At 36.5% G+C, this 12,163-nt stretch carries 10 protein-coding genes; 8 read left to right on the top strand and 2 right to left on the bottom strand.

Annotated elements, in window-relative coordinates; genetic code table 11:
- The 3 genes from IKV95_RS02680 to IKV95_RS02690 all read left to right on the top strand — a co-directional run.
- Positions 1-1,920 (top strand): YhgE/Pip family protein (locus IKV95_RS02680; RefSeq protein ID WP_287451389.1); only part of this gene is annotated, 1,920 nt, incomplete at its 5' end.
- A gap of 181 nt (positions 1,921-2,101) precedes the next feature.
- On the top strand, positions 2,102-4,729 hold the full coding sequence (gene mprF, locus IKV95_RS02685) for a bifunctional lysylphosphatidylglycerol flippase/synthetase MprF (protein WP_029092655.1): 2,628 nt from the start codon (positions 2,102-2,104) through the stop codon (positions 4,727-4,729).
- A 66-nt stretch (positions 4,730-4,795) separates the two neighbouring features.
- Positions 4,796-5,443 carry a DedA family protein gene (locus IKV95_RS02690; RefSeq protein ID WP_287451390.1) on the top strand — a complete coding sequence of 216 codons (648 nt, stop codon included), beginning with the start codon at positions 4,796-4,798 and terminating at the stop codon, positions 5,441-5,443.
- Between the two features lie 41 nt (positions 5,444-5,484).
- On the opposite strand, the gene IKV95_RS02695 is transcribed toward IKV95_RS02690, so the two are convergent.
- Positions 5,485-6,405 (bottom strand): TIGR01777 family oxidoreductase, encoded by a 921-nt coding sequence (locus IKV95_RS02695; RefSeq protein ID WP_029092657.1) that lies wholly within the window; start codon positions 6,403-6,405, stop codon positions 5,485-5,487.
- A gap of 70 nt (positions 6,406-6,475) precedes the next feature.
- Here IKV95_RS02695 and recX point away from each other — a divergent pair, with 70 nt between their 5' ends.
- A complete protein-coding gene (recX, locus tag IKV95_RS02700; RefSeq protein WP_157759390.1) occupies positions 6,476-7,270 on the top strand; it encodes a recombination regulator RecX in 795 nt (264 codons plus the stop codon).
- Positions 7,271-7,317: 47 nt separating this feature from the next.
- Here the strand turns inward: recX and IKV95_RS02705 are convergent, their stop codons facing one another.
- Entirely contained in the window at positions 7,318-8,310 is a 993-nt protein-coding gene (locus tag IKV95_RS02705; protein WP_069126107.1) for a metal-dependent hydrolase, read from the bottom strand.
- A gap of 150 nt (positions 8,311-8,460) precedes the next feature.
- On the opposite strand from IKV95_RS02705, the gene mutY reads away from it, so the two are divergent.
- The 4 genes from mutY to perR all read left to right on the top strand — a co-directional run bounded on the left by mutY (position 8,461) and on the right by perR (position 11,699).
- Positions 8,461-9,540 carry an A/G-specific adenine glycosylase gene (gene mutY / locus IKV95_RS02710; protein ID WP_029092660.1) on the top strand — a complete coding sequence of 360 codons (1,080 nt, stop codon included), beginning with the start codon at positions 8,461-8,463 and terminating at the stop codon, positions 9,538-9,540.
- On the top strand, positions 9,541-10,293 hold the full coding sequence (fabL, locus tag IKV95_RS02715; RefSeq protein ID WP_069120388.1) for an enoyl-[acyl-carrier-protein] reductase FabL: 753 nt from the start codon (positions 9,541-9,543) through the stop codon (positions 10,291-10,293).
- A 231-nt stretch (positions 10,294-10,524) separates the two neighbouring features.
- Positions 10,525-11,088 carry a nucleoside tri-diphosphate phosphatase gene (gene ntdP / locus IKV95_RS02720; protein ID WP_051457446.1) on the top strand — a complete coding sequence of 188 codons (564 nt, stop codon included), beginning with the start codon at positions 10,525-10,527 and terminating at the stop codon, positions 11,086-11,088.
- A gap of 161 nt (positions 11,089-11,249) precedes the next feature.
- Positions 11,250-11,699, top strand: a complete 450-nt coding sequence (perR, locus tag IKV95_RS02725) for a peroxide-responsive transcriptional repressor PerR (protein WP_036027813.1) — start codon at positions 11,250-11,252, stop codon at positions 11,697-11,699.
- Positions 11,700-12,163: the final 464 nt, after the last annotated feature.

Here is a 12,163-nt window from a genome sequence, read left to right on the forward strand (position 1 = left end):
TCAGCATTGCAAAATGGTGTAGGTGCTGTAGCTGATGGTAATAAACAATTAAGTGATGGCTTAGGACAGCTTGCTGGTAAAACACCAGAACTTGTAGATGGTATTAACCAGTTAGCTGAAGGACAAAAAAGTTTAACAGCTAACCTCGGTGAATTGCAAGCGGGTAGTGAGAAAATCGCAACTGGTTTAGAAGGTTTACCTAAAGATGAACAAATTAAACAATTAACAGATGGTTTAAATAGTGTACAAAAAAATATGAATGCTCTCAATTCCGCTTTGAATGGTCAAAATGCGGGTATTTCAACTGATGGTATTCAAAAAGAATTAGAAAATATCAAAACTAATTTACAAAGTTTAGGTGGAACGTTGACTACTTCTCCAGAGGCAGTAGCAGTCCAAAAAACAGAAACCTTTAAAAATATGACAGATGCTCAAAAAGCAGATATTTTAGGAGCATTACAAGCGGGTGCTAAAGAAAAAGGCGAGCAACAAGGTGCTTTACTAAAAGCAACTCAAACAAGTCTTCAAAATGTAGCAACGCAACTAAGTGCAGCACAAACCGCACTTGGACAGTTAGATACATTGAAAGAAAATGTTGCCAAGTTAAATGAGGGTATCAATAAGGTTAACCCTGGTGCTGTTCAAGCAATTAGTGGCTATACAAAACTTAGAGAAGAAGCAGCTCCTGGTGCTCGTACTGTTGCAGATGGTCTTGGTTTAGCTGAAGCTGGAAGTGAAAAACTTCAAGCGGGTGCAGAACAATTACAAGCGAGTGCACCAACTTTAACAGGAGCAATCAATAGTGCGTCTGCTGCCAGTCAAAAACTAGCAGATGGTGCATCTAAAGCAAATGCGGGTGTCGGTCAATTAGCGACTGGTATTAACAGTGCTGCTGACGGTTCTCAAACATTAAACAATGGTTTATCTACTTACACAGCAGGAGTTGGTACTTTAGGTAACGGAGTGTCTACTTTAAATGGTGGGGCTTCAAAACTTGCTGCAAACTCAGGTCAATTACAATCAGGTGCTTCACAATTAGCAACTGGTACAAATCAATTAGCAGAGAAAACACCAGAACTTGCTTCAGGTGTGGGTCAATTAAATGACGGTGCTGGTAAATTACACGACGGTGCCACACAATTAGCAGATGGTTCAAATAAATTAACTGATGGTTTAACAAAAGTATCGGATGGAACAATCAAATTAGGTGACACATTAGGTGATGCTTCAACAAAAGTTTCCGATACAAATCTTAACCCAGCAAACGCAAAAATGATTTCAAAACCAACAGATTTAAATCACACAGAAATTAGTAAAGTACCAAATTACGGTCACGGTTTAGCACCATATGTAATCGCATTAGCACTTTTTGTTGGGGCGTTGACATTCAACGTTATCTTCCCAATCGAAGTACCTGTTGCGTATCCAAAAACAGCCGTATCATGGTGGTTCAGTAAATTTAGTGTATTAGTCGTACATGCAGTAGCTCAAGCATTATTGCTAGATGTTATCATGTTGCTATTCTTAGGATTGGAAGTCGATCATGTCGGGCAGTTCGTTATGATTACAGTGTTTACATCATTAGCTTACATGTCGATTGTAGCATTCCTAGCAATTACATTAGGTAACCCAGGTCGCTTTATTGCGATGGTCTTACTTGTTATTCAATTAGGTGCAAGTGCCGGAACGTTCCCATTACCATTAACAAATGGCTTCTTCCAAGCAATGCACCCATTCATGCCAATGACATATGCCGTTAACGGTTATCGTCAGGCGATGACGAGTGGTTTATCAAATGGTGTTTTCTGGCAAACAATGGGCGTTATGGTCGGTATAGTGATCGTATTCAACGCATTGTTAATTGCTGTGCTTCACTTACAACGTAAAAAGAACTATCGTTTAGACCCTAACGAAAATTAAAAAACAATGAATAAGAAAAGTATCGAGTTGAGAATGGAAACGTTTCTCAATTTGATGCTTTTTTTTGATGTTCGGGTATTGTAACAATATGACAAAAATGTAAGTTGAGATGCAGTGGTAATTTATCACTAAAACAGATAGAATAAACTATATACGCAAAAAAAGTTGGGAGTCTGAATATATGAAGCAACGCTTATCGCAAATCATTACTTATTTACAAAAAAATAGTGGCATTGTTCGTCTAGTTTTTATTGGCCTAATTGTGGCCATCCTTTCTTTTGTTCTGATATCTGAAGGGCGAAATATTAATTTTCCATTACTTAAATCTTATATGGTTGCACAATCTCCAAGTACAATATTATTAATTTTATTGATAGGATCAGTCGCTTTAATACCGATGATTCTCTATGATTTTGTATTAGTGGCGTTATTGCCTCATAAATTTTCTAAGTGGCGAATTATTCAAGCTGGTTGGATTGCAAATACGTTTGCAAATATTGGAGGCATGGGAGGCGTCGTTGGGGCATCAATTCGTTTGATGTTTTATGGCGATGAACAAGTGAAGAAAAAAGATTTATTGTTTGCATTATCAAAGATAGGAATGTTTTTACTATCTGGGTTATCAGTTTTGTCTATCGCTATTTTAGGAGCATTCTTAATCCCAGGGTATGCAAATCATTTTATCCATTATTGGCCATGGCTCTTAGGGGCAGGTTTGTATTTTCCAATTTTATGGATTATCACAAGTACCAAAAAATATGGATTTTTCAGTGACTTAACGACCAATAAAAAAGTAGTGCTAATTTTAGCATCTACGATGGAATGGTTTGCAGCAGCAGGAGCGTTTGTTGCAATTGGTTGGTTATTGAATGAACCGGTTGATGTCATTAAATTATTCCCTGTATTTGTAATAGCTTCAATTATTGGGATGGCCTCATTGATTCCGGGAGCGTTGGGTTCCTTTGACCTTGTGATGATTTTAGGGATGAGTGCATTAGGAATCAACAGTGAGATGGCAGTAGCTTGGGTATTATTTTACCGAATCGCTTATTACTTTGTACCATTCTTCATTTCATTGATAATGCTACTTGTTCGTGGGCTCAGAAAATTAAATGCCTTTTTTGAAGGTATTCCTGCTGCAGGGCTTCGCAAAACAGCCCATATGGGACTGGTTGTTTTTGTCTACTTAGCAGGTCTGATCCTGATTGTAACATCTACGTTACCATATGCCGGCGATCATTTTAAGATTGTCTCTGACTTTAGGTCTTACGGTTTTGTCTTTTTATCCCAACTAACTTCGGTTACCTACGGCTTTATATTAATTGGTTTAGGTCGTGGGATTGAACGGAAAACGAAAAAAATGTATTTAGTTACGTTAATCGTGTTAGTTGCAGCGATAACTAATACACTCGTAAGGGGTGTTTCAGTTAAACAAACGGTTATTCTTTCGATTGTGCTGATTTGTTTGATATTGGCGCGTAAAGAATTTTACCGTGTGAAGTTTGTCTATACGTGGAGTCGTGCGATTATTGATACTGTTATCTTTGTGAGTGCGATTATATTATATATTTGGATTGGTATCTATAATCGTCCATCAATTAAAAATCCGCATTTTGTACCCGATTGGTTAGTGATAAAATCTCAGCAAATTTGGTTTTTAGGAATTGTAGGAATCCTGCTCGGTATCCTTGTGTTAGCATTATTGTATGTATACACCAGCTATACGACAGATAGTCTAGGGTCGCCTTATAATCGTCAAAAAGTTGAGCGTCATTTGAAGAAGTATGGCGGAAATGATATTTCTCATTTGGTTCATTTACGCGATAAAAATATTTTTTGGTCAAAAGACGACAAGCTGATGTTCCTCTATCGAACATACGCTGATAAAATGGTGATTATGGGAAATCCAATCGGAGATCTTTCCTATACACAATCAGCAGTTGAAGAATTGATGGAACGAGCAGATTTGTTCGGTTTCCGACCTGTTTTTTATGAAATTGATGAATCGATGATTACCATGTTACATGAACACGGGTTTGATTTCATGAAAATTGGTGAACAAGGTTATGTTGATGTTCAAGAATTTACACTTTCAGGTAAAAAGAAAAAAGGGTTACGTGCGGCTATTAATAAATTAGAGCGTGAAGAATTTGTTTTTGAAGTCGTCCAACCACCATTTACTCTTGAAATGATGCAGCAACTCAAAGCTGTTTCTGATGATTGGTTGGGATCTCGTTTAGAAAAAGGGTTCTCATTAGGTTTCTTTGATGAAAGTTATATACGCGAAGCGGGTGTTGCTGTTGTAAAAAACAAAGAGAGCGAAATAATCGCCTTTGCAACAATAATGCCGTCTAATACAGATGAGTTAATTTCGATTGATTTAATGCGTCAGTCTCATAAAGCACCTTCTGGTATTATGGATTTCTTGTTTGTTAATTTATATATTTGGTCGAAAGAAAATGGGTATCAAGAATTTAATTTAGGAATGTCACCGTTGTCCAATGTAGGTGAAAGTCGTTATGCGTTTGCTAGTGAGCGAATTGCTGGTTTAATTTACCGTTTCAGTCAAGATTTTTATGGTTTTCAAGGATTGCGTAACTATAAAAATAAATATGTGAAGGAATGGCGTCCGCGCTATATAGCTTTCCGTAAGAGTAGTTCTGTTGCATTCACGATGATTCAATTAATGTTATTGATCAGTAAACGTCGTTTGTTACCAGCGAATGAAATTGAATATCACGATCATGTGAACGAAAATAGCGAAAAGATAGAAGAAAAGCCAAGTGATGATGCTCAGAAACAGTTATAACTTTATTTATAAGGTTAAAATGTGCTATGATTTAGCAGTAATTAAATCATGAAAGTGAGCGATTAAATGACTATCATACAGAATATTATTAGCTTTATTATACACATCGATAAGCATCTTGTTGAAATCATTAATATGTTTGGCGTTTGGTCTTATGTAATTCTATTCGCCATTGTTTTTGTTGAAACAGGATTGGTTATTTTTCCTTTCTTACCAGGTGATTCGTTATTATTTGCGGGTGGTGCACTTGCAGCATTGGGATCGTTTAATTTAACGACGCTTGCTATTACATTCTTTGTAGCAGCAGTCATCGGTGATACAGTAAATTATCATATCGGTAAGTGGTTAGGTATTTCAATACCTAAAGGAAGTTGGCTCAGCAAAGTTATTAGTGAAGAACGAATTGCAATTGCAAATGGCTTTTTTGAGAAACATGGGGGTAAGACGATTATCATTGCACGTTTTATGCCGTTTATTAGAACATTTGCACCGTTTGTTGCAGGGGCTTCGCACATGTCTTACCGCAAATTCTTTATGTACAATGTAATTGGCGCATTCATTTGGGTTGGATTGTTTACATATGCAGGTTATTTCTTTGGAAACATTCCATTTGTTCGTGATAATTTTTCAACCGTAATTTTAGCGATTATATTTGTGTCAATATTACCAGCGGTCATTGGATGGATACGTTCGCGTATCACTAAAAATAAATAAATGAAAAACAACCACTTTTGTGGTTGTTTTTTTGAACTCTTTTATTTGTTAGTCAAATCTATCAGTGCTTGACGTAACGTAGGGTATTTAAATATAAACCCATTTTGTGTTAATTTTGTTGGCACCGCATGCTGCCCTTTTGTAACAAGCATCGCCGATTCACCAAAAACAGTGTTAATTGCAAAGCGTGGTACAGGTATAAAAGTCGGACGATGTAAAATATCACCTAGCTCTTTGGCGAATTCATGTTGACGAACCGCATCTATTGACGTGAAATTCACTACGCCAGCAAAAGCTTCTACTGTAACAACGAACGCTAATGCCTTGATACAGTCATCAATATGTATCCACGAATACCATTGATTACCATCTGCTATTTTGCCGCCAGCACCAAGCTTTGAACTCTTGAGCAAAGGTGGAAAAGCTCCTTTATCGGAGTCAAGGATAAGGCCGAATCGGCTATAAATGACACGAATATCATATTGAGAAAGAGGGGCTGTTGCTTGCTCCCAATCTTTTACAACGGAACCGAGAAAATCTTTAGCATACGGGTAATCTTTTGTATCATCATAAACGGTTGAAGAAGGCTCGTAACCGCCGATAGCACTTGCGTTAACCCAAACAGAAGGTTTGTGTTCTAAATGATGGACAAGTTCAACTAAAGCCTTTGTACTGTCAATACGACTGTTGCGTATTTCTTTTTTGACGGCGCTGGTCCAACGTCGAGGCCCAATAGGTGCACCGCTTAAATTATAGATAACATCAATTACGATGTTATTTTCTTGAAGCTGTTGTAAAACCTTTTGATAAGATGGTGGCTGCCATGTGATAAAATGAATGTATGTAGACTCTGTTTGTTGAGGGTGTCGTGTGAGAATATACACCTGATGTTTTTGTTCGGTTAATAATCGTGTTAGTTTTTCACCGATCATTCCGGTACCACCGCTGATTAAAATATTCATTAATTTACACCTCCAAAGTTTCTATAGGTTAATTGTAACGCAAAATATGCTAGATGGAAGGAAGAATGACTTGAAAAAAATTACAAAAATAGAAGTTCAAAAAAAGAACGAGCAACGTTTTAATATATATATAGATGAAGCATTTGCCTGTGGGGTTGATATTGCTGTCTTAACAGAGTTTGGTTTAGCAAAAGGGATGGAAGTGACCGATGAATTATTAGAGCAGCTGACGGATCATGAAACCCATCGAAAAGCAATTAACCGCGCGTTGGTTTATTTAGGGGCACGTGTACGATCAGAAAAAGAAGTTATTGAAGATTTGCAAAAAAAGGAATATGAAGAAGATGCCATTGATGCAGCAATGTTGTATCTAAGAGAGAATAAATTTGTTGATGATAATGCCTTTGCAAAAATGTTTTGTCGTACGATGGTTAATACAACCCTTAAGGGACCACAAACAATTAAACGCGAGTTACGTCAAAAAGGTATTGGGGAGAACGATACAGAAGAAGCATTGGAGTACTTTACGGATGAATTACAGGATGAACATCTATACAAGGTGTTAACTAAAGCCGCACGAACGCAGCATAATGTCTCTCAGGTTAAGTTGAAACAAAAATTACAAACAACTGTTATGACAAAAGGTTACTTTAATAACAAAGATATTATGGACGCTGTGTTGCAAGAGTTTGTATCTGACGAAGAAGAAGAAGATGCGCTTAAATTACAGTATGAAAAGTTCGAAAGAAAGTTCAGTAAGTACAAAGGTTATGAACGAAAGAGTAAAATTGTTAAAGGTTTGATGCAAAAAGGTTTCCGTTATGAGGATATCCAAAACTTTTTAGCAGCGCAAGAAGAATATTGAATGCAAAAGGACTGTCGCTTATTAAAAGCAACAGTCCTTTTTTATAACTATAAGTATTGTTCATCCAAGAAAAGTTTTTTCTGTAATTTACCTTCAGTGAAAATCCAACCAGTATAAGAAGAGTGAATTTTCAAGGTGCTATCGAGTTTAACAACAGCTACAAATGGATAATGGCCATTGCTGCGATAACGAAGGTCTGTAAAAACAACCAAAAAGCCATTATCTGGCAAACGTTCGAGATGCCAACGGTAAACTTTTGAAAAAGACAGGAACGATTTAACATTTTCATCTTTAAGAGCATTAAGTATGATTGGATCTTCTTTGGGTAAGGGGATACGATCAAAACTTTCTAAAAACATTACTTGCGTGCGATAGGCACGAGCGACATAATATTTATTTTTAGTTGTAACAGCGACACGCCACTGAAAGAAACGTGAAGTTGAAGCGATGATGATTTGTTCAACCTCGTCGTCTAGAAGGCGAGTAACAGAACGCTTGACACTTCGCTGGATTAAATAACGAATAATATAATAGACGGCAAGAATCAAGTAAAGAGTACCGAAAATTAGTAAAGGTTGTTTGTATATTAACCATAGAGCAATAGCGATGACATGTGTTCCAAAAATGAACCAATCAAACGTATTGATAAAACCAAGCCCAATCCAAGTTTTTGTGATGGGTCTTAATGCTTGTGTACCATATGAATTGAAAATATCTACAAAAACATGCAAAAACACTGCAAAAAAGCTCCATAAAAAGAGATGAGTCATGTTTAGGTTAAATAAATAACCAAAAACAATCGTAATGAGCGCAGGCCATATAAACAGAAAAGGTAAAGAATGGGTAATCCCACGGTGATTTCGAATGTAGATACCATTGCCTTTTAATTTTAAGACAGTATCAATATCAGGTGCTTGTTGCGATATTATCATGGCGCCCATTAATCCAATCATACTTACATCAGCTGATTGGAAAGTGGGGTCAACTGTCGCTAGTCCACCAATCGCAACGCCCATAGCTAAATGTGTTGCTGAGTCCAATAGATTTCCTCCTAGTAATCAGAGTTATTAGTCGTTATAATAATAGAGGATAACAATGATTGATTAGTGTGTCAGGCATAATTAAGTTACGCTTAATCTTATTATACAGCGTTATGGCTGATGTATCAAAAAGGAGTCTCTAAGATTTTGATGGCAAAATGGAGTGAAATAGAAAAAGAGCAGTTTTCAGAAGTACTTGTCGAGTGGTATGAACGTGAAAAAAGAGAGTTACCCTGGCGTGAAAATACTGAAGCGTATAGGGTTTGGGTATCTGAGATTATGTTACAGCAAACACAAGTGGATACAGTGATTCCTTATTTCGAACGTTTCATGTCATTATTTCCAACAATGAAAGACTTTGCTTATGCACCAGAAGAACAAATTTTAAAAGCTTGGGAAGGTTTAGGATACTATTCCCGCGTTCGGAATTTGCAAACGGCAATACGCGAAGTAACAGAAGCTTATGATGGGGTAGTTCCTCAATCTAAAGAAGCTATTTTATCTTTGAAAGGTGTCGGTCCATATACTGCTGGCGCAATATTAAGCATTGCCTACAATCAACCTGAAGCTGCAGTTGACGGCAACGTTTACCGTGTTTATTCACGATTAATGCGCATTGATGATGATATATCTAAGGCAAAGACACGTAAAGTGTTCGAGCAAGCAGTCAATCAAACGATTTCTCAGGATAAACCAGGTGCATTTAATCAGGCATTAATGGATTTGGGTGCTACGATATGTACGCCAAAGAACCCTAAGTGTGATATGTGTCCAGTGCAAAAATACTGTCGTGCCTATGCTGAAAACGATATTGAAAAGTATCCGTTCAAATCTAAAAAGTTAAAAACGAAACAAAAATATTTAGTTACAGCAATTATCCAAAGTAATGATGGGCGTTTTTTAGTACAGCAACGCCCCTCTGAGGGACTATTGGCTAATTTATGGATGTTCCCTTCTATAGAAGAAGAAAAACCAGTTGAAGATTTGGTTGAAAGTTATCAGGCGGGTGTATCGATGCCTCTATATCTAAACAATCAATCCTTAGGTAAAGTGAAACATGTTTTTTCACATTTGAAATGGGATGTAGAAATAATCACAGGAGTAATGGATGAAGCAGATTTAATAGAGGGTTATCGTTTAGTTACGTTAGAAGAGATGAAAGTATTACCGTTTCCAGTACCCTATCAAAAAGTTTGGCAATTATACTTAAAAACAAGGAGTGAGTTATAAATGAATAAAGTAGCACTAGTAACAGGAAGTAGTAGAGGGATAGGACGTTTGATTGCATTGAGATTAGCTGGTCAAGGTTATGATATCGTTGTTAACTTTAACCGTAATCGTAAGAAAGCAGAGGAAGTCCAAGCTGAAATAGAGGCATTAGGACAAAAGTGCTTGATCGTCAAAGCTAATGTTGGAGATGTTGAAAAAATCAAAGAAATGTTTGCGACGGTATTATCGGAATTTGGACGTTTAGATATATTTGTTAACAACGCTGCAAGTGGTGTTTTGAAACCTGTAATGGAACTTACAGAAAAACACTGGGATTGGACAATGTCAATCAATGCCAAATCGCTTTTATTTGCAGCGCAAGAAGCGGCAAAAATGATGGAAGCTAATGAAACAGGTGGATCGATTGTAAGCCTAAGTTCATTAGGATCAATGCGAGTGTTAGAAAACTACACAACTGTGGGAGTATCAAAAGCAGCGGTAGAGTCATTGACGCGTTATTTGGGAGTTGAGCTTGCGCCAAAAGGTATACGTGTTAATGCGGTTTCCGGTGGGCTTGTTGAAACGGAAGCGTTAGATCATTTTCCGAATCGTGAAGAGTTGCTAGAAGATGCTAAAAAACGCACTCCAATGGGTCGTATGGTACAAGCGGATGATTTAGTTGATGCCGTTGAGTTTCTTGTGTCGGATAAAGCGAAGATGATTTGTGGACAAACTATTCTTATTGATGGTGGACGATCGTTGCCAGTTTCATAAAAACATAGGTAGGACTTTATATATAATAAGGGGTTATGGTATACTATATTATGAAATTAGTTGTAACAATAAATAAAAGCGTATTGCAAACAACTGTCCAAAAACAGCCACGAATAAACCATGAGCAATGCAGAGCTTGCCGAATTTCCTTCTCTTCCTTTTATTCAAGAAAAGGAGTGTGAGGCTTCTTATGTATCAGTCATGAGAGATTCCAGAAAGTAGGTTATAACAATGTGTCTTCCAAATGAAGGGGACGTCATTAAGATTCAAAGTTATAAACACGACGGTAAGCTCCATCGTACCTGGAAAAAAACGACTGTTTTAAAGGCGACTGATCAATTACTAATAGGCGGAAATGATAGAACGCTTGTTATAGAGTCTGACGGCAGAAAGTGGGTAACGAGAGAACCGGCGATTTCTTATTTCCATAAAGAACACTGGTTTAATGTTATCTCAATGATTCGGGCGGATGGTGTTCATCATTATTGCAATATTGGTTCTCCTTATCTCATTGATAATGAAGCGCTGAAGTATATCGATTATGATCTTGATATTAAAGTGTTCCCAAATGGGAGTTTTCATTTATTAGATGAAGATGAATACGAGGCCCGTAAACGTTCGATGCACTATCCTGCTGAAATTGATCTTATCCTGAAACAACAGCTTGGAATTCTGACAGAATGGGTACTCGATAAAAAAGGTCCTTTTTCAGATGACTACATCGATTTTTGGTACTATAATAAATACCGTTCGATTCATCCAAACAATGACGTAGAAAAAGATGCCAAACACTAAGTGTTGGCATCTTTTTTATTTTAATGTGAAAAGCTGTATTTGAATGTCTATCATTTAAAGTATAAAAGCTTATGGAGTTAAAGAAGAATTATTGACACGAAGGTCTTTTTAACAGTATTATAGAGATAATGTATAAATAGCAATTGAAAGGGTGGTTAATAATGGAGCATACTCATGTTCATAACGATAATCATCTAGACAGTGCAATCGATATTTTAAAACATGCGGGTGTACGTATAACGCCTCAACGTCGAGCGGTGCTTGAATTTATAATCAACTCACACTCGCATCCTACTGCAGATGAAATATATAAAGCTTTAGGGCGAGATTTCCCAAATATGAGTGTAGCAACTGTCTATAATAATTTGCATGTTTTTAAAGATGCAAATATTGTGAAAGAATTATCATACGGAGATTCATCAAGCCGTTTTGATTTTACAACGCACGATCATTATCATGCAATTTGTAATAAGTGTGGTAAGATTGTTGATTTTTCATATCCTGGGTTAGAAGAAGTTGAAAGTTTAGCGTCACATGTGACAGGTTTTGAAATAGCGAGCCATCGTCTGGAAGTTTATGGTATTTGCGAAGAGTGTAAGAAAAAAGGTTAAAAAGTAATAAAGTTATTGACGGCGGTAAGATGATTTGATAATATAAAGAATGTTCTTGTTAAAACAACGTTTGAAAAAGAATTGCATGAATGCAAAAAACTTTGTAAATGTTGTTAAGATACTGTTTGTAAATGCATGAAAAGTTATTTTAGTAAATTACTAATAAGTGTTTAAAAAACAATTGACACACAGGTTCATATAGTGTTATTATTAGTAAGTCTTAAAGAAGTTTCCTTGAAGAAACATTTTTTATAAATAAAAAATTGTTGACTTAAGAAACATGACGTGTTATTATTAAGTAGTTGTCAGCGAGAGCTTGATAACGATTGACCTTTGAAAACTGAATGAACGAAAAGACATATTATATGCTTAAACTCTTCGGAGTTTAACCAATTAATTTCGTAACGCAAACAAGTAACAAATTTTTAGCTAGCGAACTAGTTAAGGATCATTTGATGGTTTAA

The organism is Brochothrix sp. (assembly GCF_017549435.1).
Classification (GTDB): domain Bacteria; phylum Bacillota; class Bacilli; order Lactobacillales; family Listeriaceae; genus Brochothrix; species Brochothrix thermosphacta.